The organism is Paenibacillus sp. LS1, assembly GCF_026013365.1.
Lineage (GTDB): Bacteria > Bacillota > Bacilli > Paenibacillales > Paenibacillaceae > Paenibacillus.
Genome location: NZ_JAPDOE010000018.1, coordinates 37895 through 55466 on the forward strand (window position 1 = coordinate 37895; position 17572 = coordinate 55466).

Below are 17572 nucleotides of genomic sequence, written 5' to 3' on the forward strand. Positions count from 1 at the left end.
GGAAGGGCGTTTTTGTTTTATTAGATGTCGTGTTATTTGTTCAACAACGCTGGTTCTATTCCAACCTTCTCATCCATAAGCTAGGTGTAAGAAGGAGGGGTACATGCCATGGTTGAGCACGGTAAGGCCAAACAGCATCATCTGAGCATGCAGAATCGGAAACTGCTGGATCTGACAGGTGTCTCCAATGTGGAGAGCTTCGACAGTGAGGAATTTTTGCTGCAAACTGAACTTGGGCATCTGACCATCCGAGGGCACAATTTACATATCAAAAATCTGAGCCTGGAGGAAGGTCTGTTATCCATTGAAGGCACAGTCAGTTCACTCCAATATCTGGACCCCGGTTCCCAGTCCAAAAACAGTAAAGGCCTGTTTGGCAAGATGTTCCGATGAGTCCGGATACTCAATGGATCACATTGATGTGGATGCTTACTTCGGGGGTCGTGATGGGAATGGCCTACGACAGTTACCGGGTACTGTCCGGACAGCTGCGGTTTCCGAGATGGAGCATCCACACACTCGATCTGTTGTACTGGGTTGCTTCCGCGCTGTTCGTTTTTCGGATGATATATGCCGGAAACCACGGACAGCTGCGGTTTTATGTCTTTTTGGGGCTGATTATAGGGGTTTGCTTCTATTTTTGGCTTTTAAGTGTTACAACCCAGCGTTTTGTGGTAATGTTAATTAAACTCGCAAGAACGCTGATTCATTGGTGTGGACGTATCCTTAACATCCTGATCGTTATGCCGGCTAAGGGGATTTATAAGTTAATTCGCGTATTATTCGGTTTTGTAATTGCGATACTATTATTCCTGGGCAGGCTGGTGCTGCAATGTTTGGTACCTTTCGGCAAGTTGTTCCGCTGGATGTTTAGGCCGCTCCTGAAACATTGGGTAACGCCGCATTGGATGATCCGTGTGGGTACAAGAATTGCAGCGATGTGGAAACGCTGGTTTTAAGGAGGTCCGTAATGGGTAAAACACCTGTGGGCAGATCAAAGGCTCCAACTAACCAAGGAAAATCTGCCGGTGCACGAAGGCGCCTCATGCTTTGGATGACGTTTATGATTGTATTTGTAATATGGGCAGGATATACATTCCTTGTGCAGAATGCACAAATTTCGGACAAGAGTTCTCATCTGGCTACTCAGCAAGCTTCAAAGGAAGATACGTTGAAGAAGCTGGAACAGTTGAAGTACGAAGTCAGCCGGTTGAATGACCCCGAATACATAGGACAGCTGGCACGGAAAAAAGGATATTATCTTCCTGAGGAAACGCCGATCCAGGTTGAAGAGTCAGGGAACTGATGGAATTCGGTCCATTACCGAGCTAGGTTTGTTATCCGTGTGTCTGAAGCCGTTAAACCGGAAAAAATAGGCTCTCTGATGGGGTAGTGTTCAGTTGACCTTGGTTTACGGCATAAGGTATAATTACATTAGCGCAGCATTGATTTTGGCATTCAAAAAATCGGGTTGTATATTTTTAAGGGAGGATCATTTTATTCTATGGCAATTGAAGTGGGCACCAAGTTAGAGGGCAAGGTGACAGGAATCACGCATTTTGGAGCATTTGTGGATCTGTCAGGAGGTGTCACGGGTCTCGTTCACATCTCGGAAATCGCCGACAATTACGTCAAAGATGTCAACGACCACCTGAAGCTGAATGACCTCGTTACAGTGAAGGTTATCAACGTTGACAAGGATGGCAAGATCGGACTTTCCATTAAGCAAGCTGTTGACAAACCGGTTGAGCAACAAACACAATCCAGACCCCCGAGAGCTCCTAGACCGGAACGCAGTGGAGGAGATCGCGAACGATTCAGCGGCGGAGGCCCAAGTGGTGGCCAAGGTCGTGGTGGCGGTGGCGGTGGATTTAACCGTGGTGACCGCGGAGGCCGTTCTTTCAAGCCCGCAGCAGGCAAACCTTCATTTGAGGATAAAATGTCACGCTTCCTGAAAGATAGTGAAGAGCGGATCTCTTCGCTTAAGAAGAACACAGAAGGCAAACGCGGAGGCCGCGGAGCCAAGCGTGTGTAATCTGTCTCAACCTGATCTAAACATATAAGAAAAACCGTTAGCCCGTGGGCTAACGGTTTTTTTGCGTTTACTTTCAACTTTCACAGATAAGTAGTTGAATAGCTTTTTTTGTAAGGTGAAGCTCCATATCCCCAGTTTTTCTGCATGGCAAAATGGAACGATAAGAACATTTGTCGTCTACCATTTTTTACCGACAGGTTTCCGTGGCATTCCACAGCTATCCTGCTCAAATGATGGCGAGACCAAACCATCCTTGGTTCAAAATCAGACATTCCCCTTGTCGGAAACAAGTAGGAGAATGAATGAAACCACAATAAGGCCGGGGGTTTCGCACCACCGCGCCAAGCTCGTTTCTTTTGTCGTAAACTTTTTGGACCCTGCCCACCTATTCTGACAAACTACGTCTTCTAATCTATCTATAATCAGAACCATCGAGAACGAAACACGAAAATTCAAATTAATCGAATGGGGTGCCTTGAGGATGATGGAAAAGTGGAATGTCATTCAATTTCCGGGAATGAAAGCAGGTAAAGGAGGTATGGAAGCTCGGGAGGAGCTGTCGGTACGTCTGAAACAATGGCTTGGCTCCCGCAAGGCTGTCCAAATGGTTGCTTCCCGCAAATGGGTACTGCTGCTTACGTTTATGGGGTTCCTGCTCGGAAAGGCCATGATTCTTAATGAATTATCACCCTTTGCCATTGCTTACTTCGCTGTAATTGCATTCATGCGCAGGGATTACATCATTCCGGTAGGTGCCGCGCTACTCGCAGGTAGTCTCTTTGCACCGTTTCCAGTACCGCTCATTGTTGCATCGGAGATCGCCATCTTCTATCTGCTCTTCCGTGGACTGGAGTCATATGATCGTGCTGAATTATCTTATGCACCAACGATGGTGTTTACCACTACATTTATGGTCAAGTTATTCGCGGTTGTGATTGGACCATCCTTCAGCTGGTACGCCATGCTGATGCTCACGATGGATTCGGTACTAAGCTTCGTGCTCACCCTTGTTTTTATACAAGCCATACCGATCTTCACCTATCGCAAAAAAAAGTTCAACCTAAAGAACGAGGAGATCCTCTGCCTGATCATATTGCTCGCTTCCGTCATGACGGGAGCCGTAGGTTGGACAATCCAGTCCTTGTCCGTCGAGCATATGCTCTCCCGTTATCTCATTCTAATCTTTGCACTGGTGGGCGGAGCCCCCCTCGGAGCCTCGGTTGGGGTCATTACCGGCTTGATTCTGAGTCTGGCTGACATGTCAGCGGTGTATCAGATGAGCCTGCTTGCTTTTGCCGGGATGCTGGCGGGTATGCTTCGAGAGGGTAAACGTGCAGCGGTTGCACTGGGCATGCTGCTGGGTTCGTCCATTCTTTCGATATATCTGGGCGGACCAGGCGATGTGATGAACTCATTATGGGAGACATGTGCAGCTATCGTTCTGTTTATGTTGACACCGAAGAGCCTGCTGACGGCGATATCCAAATATGTACCAGGCACGCAGGATCATACGAAGTCCCAGCATGAGTATGCCAAACGGATACGGGATATCACTGCAGAGCGTGTAACGCGGTTCTCGCAAGTATTCCGTCAATTGTCACGCAGCTTTGATCAGATGTCCGGTGCGGGGGAGCCGGTACAGAAAGAAGGTGGAATGGATCATTTCATGAATGCAGTTGCCGAGGGCGCATGTGCAAGCTGCTTCAAGCGTACACAATGCTGGGATGCGAAGTTTATTCAAACCTACAAATATATGACGGATGTGATGAGTACGATTGAAGGGAACCCGGAGATTTCAGGCAAGCAGATTCCAGTGGACTGGAACAGGGTGTGTGCGAAACCGGAAGAGGTCCTTGAAGTCATGCGTGCCCAGTATGGGTTGCATCAACATAACATGCAATGGAAGCGCCAGATAATCGATAGCCGGCAGCTGGTTGCAGAGCAATTGTCCGGTGTATCTCAGGTCATGGAGGACCTGGCCAAAGAAATTCAGCGGGAAAGCGAGGAGATGGTACAACAGGAGGAGCAGATCCGGGACGCACTGGAGTCACTGGGCCTGTCCATTCACTCTATCGAGATCATCAATCTGGAAGCGGGCAATGTAGAGATTGAGATTGTGCATGCATATACACGGGGATTCGATGAGTGCCGGAAAATGATAGCTCCGCTGATCTCGGATGTATTGGACGAGCATATTGCCGTCTTGCATGAGACCATGACCGACCCTCGTCAGGGACTAGCGACCGTTACGTTTGGTTCAGCCAAAACGTTCGAGGTAACCACCGGTGTTGCTGCTGCTGCCAAAGGGGGAGATGTGATGTCAGGCGACAGCTTCAGTACGGTTGAGTTAGGCAACGGTACATTCGCGGTGGCGCTCAGTGATGGAATGGGCAATGGGGAACGGGCGCGCATGGAGAGCAGCGCAGCTCTGAATATTCTGGAACAGTTGCTACAGTCGGGTATGGACGAGAAATTGGCGATCAAATCGGTGAACTCCGTTCTGATGTTGCGCTCACCTGAAGAGATGTATGCCACAGTTGATATGGCGCTGATTGATGAGTATACGGCGGAGACCACATTTATGAAAATCGGATCTACACCAAGCTTTATCAAACGTGGACAGGAGGTTATTCAAGTTTCGGCCAGTAATTTGCCAATCGGTATTATTAAGGATATCGAAGTGGATCTGGTGACGGTACAGCTGCAACCGGGGGATATCCTCATTATGATGACGGATGGCATCTATGATGCGCCGGGGTATGCGGTGAACAAAGAGCTATGGATGAAGCGGCTTATTCAAGAGATTGATACAGATGATCCGCAAGATTTGGCCGATTGCCTGCTTGAGAGTGTCATCAGATATCAGCAGCATGAAATTTTGGATGATATGACCGTGGTTGTTGGAAAAGTAGAGCATTTCCGCCCTGAATGGGCCACACTACGTGTGCCTGGCATCAACCGGATGGAGCGTCCACGGACCGTCAGTTAATTGCATATTCTTCTGTTTGAAGTCTCTTCATTCTGGCAATGCTAGTCATAGAGTTGGAGAGTAATGAATAACGGAGGGATATCGGATGAAGCAAATCTTGTTGATCACCGACGGTTGTTCCAATGTAGGACCAAGTCCGGTGCTGGCAGCGGCCGAAGCGCAGGAAGAGGGGATTACGGTTAATGTGGTGGGTGTGATTGATTATGGAACCATAGGTGAGCTGGGTAGCCGGGAGATTGAGGATATTGCCAGAGCCGGAGGTGGAATTAGCCAAATTGTAGGTACACGGCAGCTTGCCCATACCATGCAGATGATGACAAGGAAAACGGTGGTTCAGACCATTCAGCAGGCGGTTAATAGAGAGTTAACACAAATTTTGGGAGAGAAGGAGCCCAAAACGGTAACGGATCTGGAGCCTGCACAACGCGCCAAGGTCGTGGAAGTAATGGATGATATGGCTGAGACTACAGCGTTGCAGGTAATATTGCTGATTGACGTCAGTGCCAGCATGAAGCCCAAACTGGCTGCGGTAGAAGAAGGCATTCGCGATTTAATGTTAAGTTTGCAGGCGCGTATTGGTCAGAGCAAGCTTTCCGTGTTTCATTTTCCTGGGCGACACAGTGGAGAAGATGCGGTAATGGATATTGACTGGACAACGGATCCCGGCCGTGTTCGGTCCCTGTTTGGACGTTTGCAGATGAAGGGTGCAACGCCGACAGGTCCTGCAATTCAGAAGGTGATTGATTTTTACCGTTATGGTACACTGGAGGAACAGCAGGAAATAGAAGGGAACTATCGCATTGAAAGAGAAGGGATGCTCGGTGACAACGTTGTCTGACGCCTCTTTCCCGCCAGGAACAGTGGTTACAGGGAAATGGAATCGCAGTCGTTACACGATTCGGAAGCTACTGGGCAAAGGAGCCAATGGCATCGTTTTTCTTGTCCAACGGGGTGAAAATGGCAAACACTACGCGCTAAAAATGGGATTTGATCCGGTTGATCTGCAATCGGAAGTCAATGTGCTCAAATCTTTTCAACTACAGCGTAATCATGAGGCCCTTCGGCAGAGCGGCATTCCTTCCTATCTTAAAGATGTGGATGATTATGCCGTTCGTGGCCGGGATATTCCTTTTTATGTGATGCGTTACGTTCGAGGTGAGGCTCTTCATCACTTCATTCGGCGTCAGGGGACAGACTGGACACTTCTGGTTGGACTTAGACTCTTGCAGAAGCTGGCACAATTGCATCAGGCTGGATGGGTGTTTGGTGATCTCAAACCTCAGAATGTGCTGGTATCCGATTATGGGCAGGTGGAATTGATCGACTACGGCGGAGTTACGTCGATTGGTCGAAGCGTCAAGCAGTTCACCGAATGGTATGATCGAGGTTTCTGGAATGCAGGTAGTCGTACAGCAGATGGTACCTATGATGTATTTGCTTTTGCATTATTGTTGATTCATGTACTTGAAGCAGACGCGCTCAAGGCACTTGCAGCCGAAGGGTTGCCGCAACTGCGAAGTGTGAATCAGCTCGTAGCGCTGGTGGAGCGCAGTGAACGACTGGGTCCTTTTCGCAATTGGACGATACAGGCCTTACGAGGTCAGTTTCGTGATGCAGGCCATGCGGCACAAGGATGGAAGGAAATGATGGCACGCCCCACGCCTCTTCGTCGTCGTTCCAAAAGTACAACACCGCGCTGGCTTAAGAACGCATTTGCTGTATCTGTTATATTACTTATTGGGGTGCTCATCTATGCACTACGTTTCTGATCTGTGAGGGTGCATATACATAACGCAAGGAATGAGGAACAGGTATGGAGGCTTTACGCTGGAACATGCTGGTGAATAACGTGCTGGATGCAGCGGAAGAGCATCAGTTATGGGTTCCCGGGGATCGGATTGTCGTCGCAGTATCGGGCGGGCCGGACTCGGTGGCTTTTTTGCATATCATGCACGAGATCAGCAAGCGGCATGTGCCACTTGAATTGATCTGTGCCCACGTGCATCATGGCTTCCGTAGTGAATCTGATGATGAAGCGGAGAAAATGATGGAACTGGCACAGCAGCTTGGGATTGCTTTTGAATGGATCAAGGCCGATGTTCCTTCATATATGGAGCTAACGGGTCAAGGACCACAGGAAGCGGCCCGCAACAAGCGATATGCCTTTCTGCACGAAGTGGCTGCCAAATATAATGCGGCAAGCATCGCTTTGGCACATCATGCGGATGATCAGGCAGAGACGGTCATGCTTCATTTGCTTCGTGGAACCGGCTTGTCGGGACTCTCAGGAATGAAGTTTAAAAGGCGAGAAAAAAATGTGGAACTTATTCGTCCATGCCTTCGTATAAACAAGACAGACCTTGTAGAAGCTTGTAATACCCAGGGTTTTATGTATTTCAATGATGAGAGCAACTCCCTGCGTAAATATCGGCGCAATGCCATTCGCTTGGATGTGCTTCCTTTTTTGGGGCAGTATAATGGACAACTCACGCCGTCATTGAATCGGCTTGCCGAAATTGTGGGTGATGAAGACGATTTCATGGAGCAGAGTGCATATGACGCATACAGGTGTCTAGTGCAGGTGAACGGCGGAAGGCAAACCTTTGAGGTGCCTTCCTTCTTGAAGTTACATGTCGCTTTACAACGAAGGTTGATTAAACTAATATTGAATTATCTGCCTTTGGACAGTGATTTTGTCGACTTTACCCGTATAGAAACCATTCGTCGCAAGGTCATGGAGACCCATGTGACGACCTGGAGCCTGGATATAGGACAGACACTCGCCTGCACTCGGGAGTATAATCTGATTTCTTTTGGCATACGGACAGACGTACAGGATCAATCTTACGAGTATCGTCTTGCGCAATGGAGTGGAACTTATGAGCTTTCACTCACCCAAATTAACCGGTATATTCGGTTGGTGTCGGTGAGTCCCGAGGACTATCATGTACCAGAATCGGCGGATCAAGCCGCGTTTGATGCGGATCAACTGCTTATGCCGCTGGTTGTGCGTTCACGGTTACCTGGAGATACCATGAAAGTGATGGGATTAAACGGAAGCAAAAAGGTGAAAAATATTTTCATCGATGAGAAAATCCCCCCATCTGTCCGTCCACGTATTCCTGTGGTATGTGATGGAGCAGGTCATATCATCTGGTTACCGGGTGTTCGACGGTCCAATGTGGCTCCTGTCAGGGAGGGCACTTCCGCAATCCTGTACATGACTGTAGGCGATTCAGCGATTCAGGGGTAGTGGTTATGGTTCAGGTAAGGCTTTCATAGTATAACTTAGGAGGTTCGCACAGTTGCAGAACGACATTCAGGAAGTATTGATCAGTGAAGAAGAAATTCAGAGTAAAGTCAAGGAATTAGGCGCAACACTAAGTGCCGAATATGCAAACCGCAATCCTTTGGTCATTTGTGTACTCAAGGGTGCGTTTATATTTATGGCTGATTTGGTTAAAAACATAACGGTACCTGTTGAAATGGATTTTATGGCGGTATCCAGTTATGGCGCTTCCACCAAGTCATCAGGTGTTGTCAAAATCATTAAGGATCTGGATGTATCCGTTGAAGGACGGGAAGTCCTGATTGTCGAAGATATTATCGACAGCGGACTTACACTCAGCTATCTGATTGAACTGCTAGAAAACCGCGGTGCCGAATCGGTGCGTGTGGTTACGCTGTTCGACAAGCCTTCAGGCCGTAAAGTGGAGTTGGAAGCTCATTACACAGGCTTTGACATTCCTGACGCGTTCATCGTTGGTTACGGTTTGGATTTTGCCGAGAAGTACCGGAACCTGCCCTATATCGGGATTTTGAAGCCGGAAGTCTACAGTAGCTAATATCCTGCCCGACCCAAGCCTTGAGCTGTTCTTGGCTTCTGTTGAGAAGCCATGTCGGGCTATGTTAAAATAATTAAAGTGTCTCGAGAGGAGGTAGGGGATGAATCGGTTCATCCGGAATTCTGGTTTTTATTTGATTCTTTTTTTAGTTGTGGTGGGGATAGTCCAGTTCGTCAGCAATGGCGGCGAAGCCACCGATAATCCTAGATATGATCAGTTGCGCACAGCGATCAAAGCCAACAATGTCTCTGAATTGACGGTTCAATTCAACGGTCAAACGTACCTCGTGACCGGTCAATACAAGAAGGCACCTGATGGCGCCAAATCAGAAAATTTCTCAACGTATATTCCTCCTACGGATGAGGCAATTAGTGAACTTGTAGCTGCAAGTGAAACTAACAATTTCCAATATCATCAGGAGCCAATGAAAGGTGACAGCATCTGGTTGACGTTGCTGACTTCCTTTATTCCTTTGATCATTATGTTCCTGCTGTTCTTCTTCCTGTTTAATCAGGCTCAAGGCGGCGGCGGTAAAGTAATGAACTTTGGTAAAAGCCGTGCTCGTCTCTATAACGAAGAGAAGAAACGGGTTACATTCGAAGATGTTGCGGGTGCTGACGAAGAGAAACAGGAACTTGTTGAGGTTGTAGACTTCCTCAAGGATCCTCGGAAATTCGCAGCAGTAGGTGCACGGATTCCTAAGGGCGTATTGCTCGTAGGGCCTCCAGGTACCGGTAAAACATTGCTCGCTCGTGCCGTAGCCGGTGAAGCGGGTGTACCATTCTTCACTATTTCAGGTTCCGACTTCGTGGAAATGTTTGTCGGTGTCGGTGCATCACGTGTACGTGATTTGTTTGAAAATGCGAAGAAAAATGCGCCATGTATCATCTTTATCGATGAGATTGATGCTGTAGGACGTCAGCGTGGTGCTGGTCTCGGTGGTGGTCACGATGAACGTGAGCAAACACTCAACCAGTTGCTCGTTGAGATGGACGGATTCGGAGTTAACGAAGGGATTATCATCATAGCTGCAACGAACCGTGCAGATATTTTGGACCCTGCCTTGCTTCGTCCGGGACGTTTTGACCGTCAAATTACGGTTGACCGCCCTGATGTAAAAGGCCGTGAAGCTGTCCTGAAAGTACATTCCCGTAATAAACCACTGACCAAAGATGTGAAGATGGATATTATCGCGAAACGTACAACAGGCTTCTCTGGTGCAGATCTGGAAAACCTCTTGAACGAAGCGGCATTGCTTGCAGCACGCCGTAACCGTAAAGATATTTCCATGAAGGAAGTTGACGAAGCGATTGACCGTGTCATCGTAGGTACGGAGAAGAAAAGCCGTGTCATCAGTGACCGCGAAAAACGAATCGTTGCTTATCACGAAGCAGGTCATACCATTGTAGGATACTTCCTCGAACATGCTGATATGGTACATAAAGTGACCATTATTCCGCGCGGACGTGCGGGTGGATATGTAATCATGTTGCCAAAAGAAGACCGTATGTTGGTTACCAAGCAAGAACTGTTGGATAAAGTAACCGGACTCCTCGGAGGTCGTGTAGCTGAAGAATTGTTCATCGGAGAAATTGGTACTGGTGCATACAGTGACTTCCAGCAAGCGACAGGTATTGTTCGCAGCATGGTTATGGAATACGGTATGAGTGAGAAATTGGGACCTATGCAATTCGGAAGTTCACAAGGACAGGTATTCCTTGGTCGGGATATCGGTCATGAACAGAATTACTCGGATTCCATTGCTTACGAGATTGATCAGGAAATGCAACGTTTTATCAATGACTGTTATGAGAAGTGTAAGGACTTGCTTGTTAAACATTCAAAAGAGATGCACCTGATCGCTCAAACTTTGCTTGAGGTAGAGACTTTGGAAATGGATCAGATCAAGCAATTGATCGAGACAGGTTCTTTGACGCCAAAAGCAGAGAATGACAATGATGGTGAAGGTACGCCAACTGAAGGCGGAGAGCCAATCATCGATAACATTGGTGATGTGCGTGTCCGCATTCAAGGTAAAGATGAAACGCCTGAGCCACCAGCCGGAGATATTCCGAACGAAGCTCCGAATCTGGAAAAGGGTAATAACAATAACCCGGATGATGGCGGAACGAAGCCAACGTCTTAATGCATAATACATCTGGCTAGGACAGCAGGTGAGATCAGGAGAGCCCTCGGGCTCTCTTTTTTTGTCCATTATTTTAAAAGAGGATAGATAAAGATAAACGGGAGTTAGATGGCGAACCAGTTAGCAAACGGGTGGTTACGGCGCTGTTCTGGGCCTTTTTCATTTATTGACAGAGTCGTGAACGTTGTGTAAATTAGTTGTTAAACCGCTTGTGATTCGTTTCTCAAGCGAAGATAACGACTTAGGTTAGCCCTACGAAACAGCGCATGACGCTGTCCCGATAAAGGAGAGGATCACAGGTGGAAGCTCTGGCTTTAGAGCGCAAGGCTGAGATGAACCGCGAGCTGCGTGAGCGGCTTATGGAGTTGAAGAAGGAACGTAATGCCATTATTCTTGCCCATTATTACCAGCGTGACGAGGTACAGGAGGTTGCTGACTTCCGTGGAGATTCGTTTCTATTAGCCCAGAAGGCAGCACAAACAGATGCAGATGTGATCGTATTCTGTGGTGTTCACTTTATGGGTGAAAGCGCTAAAATTCTGGCACCGAACAAAACAGTTATTATCCCGGATGAGCGTGCGGGTTGCCCGATGGCAGATATGGTGAATGTGGATGGACTACGCAAATTGAAAGCACAACACCCTAATGCCAAGGTAGTTACGTATATCAATTCCTCGGCTGAGATCAAAGCAGAGACTGACATCTGTTGTACATCAGCGAATGCAGTTCGAGTTATTCAATCGGTAGATTCCGACGAAATTATCTGGGTGCCGGATAAAAACCTGGGACATTATGTGCAGCAGCATACAGACAAGAAAATGATTATCTGGGAAGGTTACTGCAACACGCATGATATGCTCACAGTCAAAGATGTGGTGGAGATGAGAGCCAAGCATCCAAATGCAGAGTTTGTTGTCCATCCAGAGTGTCGCCCTGAGGTTGTAGAAATGGGTGATTTTGTAGGCAGCACAACAGCTATTCTGGAGTATTGCAAAAATTCATCAGCGAAGGAATTTATCGTAGGTACCGAAGATGGTACCGGATATCAGCTTCGTTTGGATAGTCCGGATAAACAGTTCCATTTTGCGACCAAGTTCCTCGTATGTCCCAACATGAAGGTGAACAACTTGAAGAAACTGGTGAAATGCCTGGAAACGATGAAGCCGCAGATCTATGTGCCACCAGCCGTTGCCGACAAAGCCAGAGAATCACTAGAGCGCATGTTGTTGGTGAAGTAGGATGCGCTACTCTTGCTCCAAGACAGGTGAATAACATGATACCGCAATATTTAGTTGATTTTGATCTGTCTGCGCTACCGATGGTAGAGACGGATGTACTGGTTATAGGCTCAGGGATTGCTGGTTTGTTCACCGCCATTAAGGCAAGTGAACAACAACGTGTATTAATGATCACGAAGAAGTCATTACTTGAAAGTAACACCAGGTATGCGCAGGGAGGCATCGCTGCGGTTATTGCTGAAGATGATTCACCTGCTTACCACTTGCAGGACACACTCGTTGCAGGAGCGGGCTTATGCCGCTCCGAGGCGGTAGAGGTATTGGTGAATGAGGGTCCGGACGGAGTGAAGGAACTAATTCGTCTGGGTACATTGTTTGACCTGGAGAACGGCGAGTTGGCGTTGACGCAGGAAGGTGCGCATAGCCACCGCCGTATTTTGCATGCCAACGGGGATGCAACGGGATATGAGATTGTACGTGCGCTTGCGGTCGAAGTGAATGAACATCCCGGGATTGAAGTATGGGATGAGCATTTTGTTATTGACCTGATTACGGATCGAGATCGAGGGGAATGTGTCGGCGCCCTGATTCAGAAAGAAGATGGATCGCAAGTGTTTGTGAAGGCACAGGCAACCGTTCTCTGCTCTGGTGGGGCAGGACAATTGTACCGATACACGACGAATCCGGATGTAGCTACTGCCGATGGTGTAGCCATGGCCTACCGGGCTGGGGCTGTCGTTCGTGACATGGAATTTATCCAGTTCCACCCGACCTCTCTTTGTTACCCGGGGGCACCACGTTTCCTTGTGTCAGAAGCCGTACGCGGCGAAGGCGCATATTTACGAAATGTGAAGGGCGAACGCTTCATGGATCGATATCATGCTCAGCTTGAACTGGCCCCGCGCGATATCGTGGCACGAGCGATTGTTAGTGAGATGGAGTCCACCAACAGCACCTTTGTGTATTTGGACATTACACATGAACAGCCAGAGATGATCAAGCATCGTTTCCCAACCATATATGAGACTTGTATGCGTTATGGATTGGACATGACAACGGACTGGATTCCCGTTGCACCTGCTGCCCATTACATGATGGGCGGAGTGAAAACGGATCTTAGTGGAGAGAGCAGCATCTCCCGGTTATTCGCTTGTGGTGAGGTATCTTCTACAGGAGTGCATGGAGCTAACCGTCTGGCAAGCAACTCCTTGTCTGAAGCAATTGTATTTGGCCAGAGAATTGTTGAGCGCATTCAATCACTTTCTCCGCTTGGTTCATTACAAATAAGAGGAACTGCGACTTCACCTATGGACATGAATAGTAAAATCATGAAAGAGCAAAAGCCGATATCCGAAAGACGCTTACGACTACAGAAAATGATGGTTCGTCAGGTAGGCTTGCGCCGGAATGGTGAGAACCTGCAGAAGGCTATGGACAAGCTGCAACAGGAATTGCAATTTTTTGATCAGACACTCACCCATAAGGAAGAGCTGGAGTACGCCAACCTTCTGACCTGTGCCTGGTTAGTTACCAGCGGAGCATTACACCGCGAGGAAAGTCGGGGAGCTCACTATCGTGAGGATTTCCCGGCACGTGATGATGTCGTGTGGCAGAAGCATAGTCTGCAGCAGCGAGAACAAGCGATTGTGGAGGAATTGATGTCATGATACTGAACGGATATAATGAGGGACTTATCGAATCAATCAAAAACTGGCTTCGTGAAGATGTTGGCGCAGGTGACGTTACAACAAGTGTAACGATCCCAGCAGGTAACCAATCCAAGGCCATTATACATGCTAAAGATAATGGTATCATTGCAGGCATGACCGTAGCTGAACTCGTATTTCAGGTAGTCGATCCTGAACTTGTATTTACACCGAAGGTAACAGACGGAGACAAGGTCACGCATGGAACGATTTTAGCAGAGGTAGAGGGAAGTACACACTCACTGCTTACGGGTGAGCGACTGGCACTTAACTTGCTGCAACGTATGTCGGGAATAGCTACGCGTACGCGTGCCTATATGGACGTGCTGGATGGTCTTGAGACAAGGCTCGTGGATACACGTAAGACAACACCGGGTCACCGGTTACTTGAGAAATACGCGGTGCGCGTGGGTGGAGGAGCGAATCATCGGTTTGGACTCTACGATGCTGTTATGATTAAGGATAACCACATTAAGGGTGCAGGAGGAATTACGGAAGCGGTACAGCGAGCACGAACCGTTATTCCGCATACGATGACGATTGAAGTGGAGACTGAGAATCTGGAGCAGGTGAGAGAAGCCTTGCAAGCCGGGGCAGATATCATTATGCTGGATAACATGCATCCAGATCGGATGCGTGAAGCGGTTGAACTCATTCGTGAGCAGGCTCCGCATGTGAAGGTTGAAGCATCAGGTAACGTCTCTCTCCAGACCATTCGTGGAATTGCAGAGAGCGGTGTGGATGTAATTTCGGTTGGCAGGTTAACCTATTCCTTTGAGAGCCTGGATATCAGCCTGGATTTAAATGAAAAGAAAGAGGGGTGAACCTCTTTGATTCTAGTAGTAGACGTGGGGAACAGCAATATGGTGCTCGGCGTATATCAAGGCCGGGAATTGCTGCACCACTTTCGTCTGAGTACATCACGTCAGTCAACAGTGGATGAATACGGCGTATTGATTTATAATTTATTTCATATGTCCGGCATCAGGGCAAGTGACATCGAAGGTGTCATCATCTCATCTGTGGTTCCTCCACTGGTGAATGTAATCGAAGCGATGTGTGAGAAATATGTAGGCAAAAAACCGTTACTCGTTGGGCCTGGTATCAAAACCGGCCTGAACCTGCGATACGAGAATCCACGTGAGGTGGGTGCAGATCGCATTGTTAATGCAGTGGCAGCCGTTGAGAAGTATGGCGGCCCTCTCGTCGTCGTCGATTTTGGTACTGCAACGACCTTTGACTGTATTGACGAGAAAGGTCATTACCTGGGGGGAGCTATTGTACCTGGTATTCACATTGCCACCGAAGCGCTCTATGAGCGGGCATCCAAGCTGCCTCGTATTGAGCTGGAGAAACCCAAGAAGGTCATTGGGCGTAATACTATTCATGCGATGCAAGCGGGCATTATCTATGGCTATGCAGGACAGGTAGATGGTATTGTGGAGCGTATTCGTGAAGAAATGGGAGCTAAACCCAGAGTCATTGCAACGGGTGGTCTTGCTACACTAATTGCGGAAGAAACCCGTAGTATAGAGGAAGTTGATCCGCTGCTTACGCTTGAAGGGCTGCGTATTATATATGAGCGGAACCGGGAAAGGTGAGCATAGAGACGGCATACAGCGGGCTGAGATTACAGCTTAAGTGTTGTGCCGTTTTTTCTGTGTTACTACTATAAATGGCGATACGCCAAAGGAGGCTGAATGACTTGGAAAACAACAACAAGCATGACCGGTTAATTCGTGGTACAGCAATGAATGGAAAGGTAAGAGCCTTTGCTATCCAGACGACACAACTGGTTGAGGAACTACGCAGAAGACATGATACGTTTCCCACGGCTACAGCTGCCATGGGGCGTACAGTTACAACAGCAGCTATTATGGGTGCGATGCTCAAGGGTGAAGAGAAGTTAACGATACAAGTCAACGGTGATGGCCCCATTGGACAGATCGTAGCTGATGCCAATGCGAAAGGCGAGGTTCGGGGTTATGTTTCTAATCCACATGTACATCTGCCAAGCAATAGTGTGGGAAAACTGGACGTTGCAGGCGCAGTTGGAACCGAAGGCTTCATCAACATAACGAAGGATTTGGGACTGAAAGAACCATACCGCGGCAGTGTGCCTATTATTTCAGGAGAACTGGGCGAAGACTTTACGTACTATTTTGCCCAATCGGAGCAGACTCCTTCTGCTGTAGGCGTTGGTGTGCTCGTTGATACGGATAATTCCGTTATTGTCTCAGGTGGATTCATTATGCAGCTGTTGCCGGGATTGACAGATCCAGAGATCACGGCGATCGAAAACGCCATTAGTACGTTGCCGCCAGTGACGACTTTGCTGGAGCAGGGGCTTGAGTTGGAAGAGTTGCTTCGCCGATTGTTGCCAGATGTACAAGTGATGGAAGGACTGGATATACATTTTAGCTGTGAGTGTTCACGTGAGCGGGTAGAGAAGACGCTGATCAGCCTGGGCCAAACGGAGATGGAGCAATTAATTGAAGAAGAGGGCCAGGCTGAAGTGGTCTGCCAATTCTGTAATGAAGCCTATGACTTTAACAAAGAACAACTTGAGACCATCCTAGAGCAAGCCAAGAACTGATCTATGCGGGGACGGGATGCGGAATGACAAGACAGGAAAAAGGGTTGTGGACGGCTGTAATTGTCTTGACGCTGGGCATGCTGGTTATGGGAACGGTGATGGCTATGCATGGTCTCAGACAGGGCAAAGACGAGGCAGATGCCTCCCATGATGCCAATACGGAAGAAGGAAGCACCGTAGCGACGATCAACGGAGAAGTCATCACGGACAAAGAGTGGAGCGATGCGCTGAAACGACGTTACGGTAGTGAGTTATTACTCCAGATGCTAAACCGTAAAGCAGTATATGCCGAAGCAATTGAACGTAAGCTGATTGTCACGCCCCAAGAGATTGCAAGAGAACTTGCGGCCGCGATGGATGGGTACGATTCAGAGAAATCGTATTTTGACGAAATGAAGTCGCAGTTGGGTCTGTCGAAACAGGAGCTTGAATTGGAAGCTGGCTATAGGCTACTGCTTGAGAAAATTGCAACGATCGGCATACAGATCAAGGATGCAGATATCGAGCATTACTGGACTGAACACCGTGAGGATTACGTTTCCCCCGAAAAGTATGACTTGTCCATCATCGTAGTGAAGGAAGAGGAGGAAGCCGATTCCTTACTGGATGCGTTGGAGAAGGGGGAAGACTTTGAAGAAGCTGCTCGGAGGCAATCGACAGACAGCTTCTCTCGTGATGCTGGTGGCAGGCTGGGATGGATTGAGCGGAATGATCCATTCCAGCCAGAAGAAATCCTTCAACTCGCTGCCGGGCTGGATGTGGGCGATATTGCTGGTTCAGTTCGAGTGGAAGAGGGCTATGCTATTATCAGACTTAATGATAAAGAAGAACGCCAGGTGCAGTCGGCCGAAGAGGTCCATGAGGAGATTCGAATGCAACTGGCTCTGAGTCAGGCCGATCCGTTGCCGCAGGTAGAGCAAATGCTGCGCAATAAGTATGAGGCCGTGATCCTGTCCGAGATTCCTGCCTCCTGAATTCAATGGAAAAGATTGTATCGTACTGCTTCATCTTGATAAA

The 17572-nt window shown here is 48.2% G+C and carries 16 protein-coding genes; all 16 read left to right on the plus strand.

The annotated features are described in order from the left end of the window. Positions 1 to 108: 108 nt before the first annotated feature. The 16 genes from yabP to OM416_RS29975 all read left to right on the plus strand — a co-directional run bounded on the left by yabP (position 109) and on the right by OM416_RS29975 (position 17529). Complete coding sequence (gene yabP, locus OM416_RS29900) at positions 109 to 393, plus strand: sporulation protein YabP (RefSeq protein WP_056697424.1); 285 nt, start codon at positions 109 to 111, stop codon at positions 391 to 393. Continuing rightward, complete coding sequence (gene yabQ / locus OM416_RS29905) at positions 390 to 959, plus strand: spore cortex biosynthesis protein YabQ (RefSeq protein WP_264935586.1); 570 nt, start codon at positions 390 to 392, stop codon at positions 957 to 959. The genes yabP and yabQ overlap by 4 nt, the downstream gene beginning before the upstream one ends. An 11-nt stretch (positions 960 to 970) precedes the next feature. After that, positions 971 to 1306, plus strand: coding sequence for an FtsB family cell division protein (locus OM416_RS29910; RefSeq protein ID WP_062838085.1), 336 nt, complete (start codon positions 971 to 973; stop codon positions 1304 to 1306). A gap of 198 nt (positions 1307 to 1504) precedes the next feature. After that, positions 1505 to 2035, plus strand: coding sequence for a S1 domain-containing RNA-binding protein (locus OM416_RS29915; RefSeq protein WP_017691357.1), 531 nt, complete (start codon positions 1505 to 1507; stop codon positions 2033 to 2035). 481 nt (positions 2036 to 2516) lie between these two features. Further along, the gene (gene spoIIE / locus OM416_RS29920; protein WP_264935588.1) at positions 2517 to 5024 is read left to right on the plus strand and encodes a stage II sporulation protein E; all 2508 of its coding nucleotides are present in this window, start codon (positions 2517 to 2519) and stop codon (positions 5022 to 5024) included. Positions 5025 to 5109: 85 nt separating this feature from the next. Continuing rightward, positions 5110 to 5862, plus strand: a complete 753-nt coding sequence (locus tag OM416_RS29925) for a VWA domain-containing protein (RefSeq protein WP_264935589.1) — start codon at positions 5110 to 5112, stop codon at positions 5860 to 5862. Next, positions 5846 to 6793 (plus strand): serine/threonine protein kinase, encoded by a 948-nt coding sequence (locus OM416_RS29930; protein ID WP_169483002.1) that lies wholly within the window; start codon positions 5846 to 5848, stop codon positions 6791 to 6793. The genes OM416_RS29925 and OM416_RS29930 overlap by 17 nt, the downstream gene beginning before the upstream one ends. A gap of 44 nt (positions 6794 to 6837) precedes the next feature. Next, positions 6838 to 8277, plus strand: coding sequence for a tRNA lysidine(34) synthetase TilS (gene tilS / locus OM416_RS29935; protein WP_264935590.1), 1440 nt, complete (start codon positions 6838 to 6840; stop codon positions 8275 to 8277). Positions 8278 to 8329: 52 nt separating this feature from the next. Continuing rightward, positions 8330 to 8869, plus strand: coding sequence for a hypoxanthine phosphoribosyltransferase (gene hpt, locus OM416_RS29940; RefSeq protein WP_017691352.1), 540 nt, complete (start codon positions 8330 to 8332; stop codon positions 8867 to 8869). A gap of 100 nt (positions 8870 to 8969) precedes the next feature. Then, a complete protein-coding gene (gene ftsH, locus OM416_RS29945; protein WP_264935591.1) occupies positions 8970 to 11015 on the plus strand; it encodes an ATP-dependent zinc metalloprotease FtsH in 2046 nt (681 codons plus the stop codon). Positions 11016 to 11314: 299 nt separating this feature from the next. Next, positions 11315 to 12253: a quinolinate synthase NadA gene (gene nadA / locus OM416_RS29950; RefSeq protein WP_017691350.1), complete on the plus strand. Its 939-nt coding sequence runs from the start codon at positions 11315 to 11317 to the stop codon at positions 12251 to 12253. 35 nt (positions 12254 to 12288) lie between these two features. Continuing rightward, positions 12289 to 13920, plus strand: coding sequence for an L-aspartate oxidase (gene nadB, locus OM416_RS29955; protein WP_264935592.1), 1632 nt, complete (start codon positions 12289 to 12291; stop codon positions 13918 to 13920). Next, positions 13917 to 14783: a carboxylating nicotinate-nucleotide diphosphorylase gene (gene nadC / locus OM416_RS29960; RefSeq protein ID WP_264935593.1), complete on the plus strand. Its 867-nt coding sequence runs from the start codon at positions 13917 to 13919 to the stop codon at positions 14781 to 14783. The genes nadB and nadC overlap by 4 nt, the downstream gene beginning before the upstream one ends. Positions 14784 to 14789: 6 nt before the next feature. Then, a complete protein-coding gene (locus OM416_RS29965) occupies positions 14790 to 15560 on the plus strand; it encodes a type III pantothenate kinase (protein WP_062838078.1) in 771 nt (256 codons plus the stop codon). 74 nt (positions 15561 to 15634) lie between these two features. Further along, positions 15635 to 16555, plus strand: coding sequence for an Hsp33 family molecular chaperone HslO (hslO, locus tag OM416_RS29970; RefSeq protein ID WP_264935594.1), 921 nt, complete (start codon positions 15635 to 15637; stop codon positions 16553 to 16555). Positions 16556 to 16578: 23 nt separating this feature from the next. Further along, positions 16579 to 17529: a peptidyl-prolyl cis-trans isomerase gene (locus OM416_RS29975; RefSeq protein WP_264935595.1), complete on the plus strand. Its 951-nt coding sequence runs from the start codon at positions 16579 to 16581 to the stop codon at positions 17527 to 17529. Positions 17530 to 17572: the final 43 nt, after the last annotated feature.

Coding starts and splice junctions, on each gene's coding strand:
- yabP (WP_056697424.1), top strand. CDS start 109: ATGGTTGAGCACGGTAAGGCCAAACAGCATCATCTGAGCATGCAGAAT.
- yabQ (WP_264935586.1), top strand. CDS start 390: ATGAGTCCGGATACTCAATGGATCACATTGATGTGGATGCTTACTTCG.
- OM416_RS29910 (WP_062838085.1), top strand. CDS start 971: ATGGGTAAAACACCTGTGGGCAGATCAAAGGCTCCAACTAACCAAGGA.
- OM416_RS29915 (WP_017691357.1), top strand. CDS start 1,505: ATGGCAATTGAAGTGGGCACCAAGTTAGAGGGCAAGGTGACAGGAATC.
- spoIIE (WP_264935588.1), top strand. CDS start 2,517: ATGATGGAAAAGTGGAATGTCATTCAATTTCCGGGAATGAAAGCAGGT.
- OM416_RS29925 (WP_264935589.1), top strand. CDS start 5,110: ATGAAGCAAATCTTGTTGATCACCGACGGTTGTTCCAATGTAGGACCA.
- tilS (WP_264935590.1), top strand. CDS start 6,838: ATGGAGGCTTTACGCTGGAACATGCTGGTGAATAACGTGCTGGATGCA.
- ftsH (WP_264935591.1), top strand. CDS start 8,970: ATGAATCGGTTCATCCGGAATTCTGGTTTTTATTTGATTCTTTTTTTA.
- nadB (WP_264935592.1), top strand. CDS start 12,289: ATGATACCGCAATATTTAGTTGATTTTGATCTGTCTGCGCTACCGATG.
- nadC (WP_264935593.1), top strand. CDS start 13,917: ATGATACTGAACGGATATAATGAGGGACTTATCGAATCAATCAAAAAC.
- hslO (WP_264935594.1), top strand. CDS start 15,635: ATGGCGATACGCCAAAGGAGGCTGAATGACTTGGAAAACAACAACAAG.
- OM416_RS29975 (WP_264935595.1), top strand. CDS start 16,579: ATGACAAGACAGGAAAAAGGGTTGTGGACGGCTGTAATTGTCTTGACG.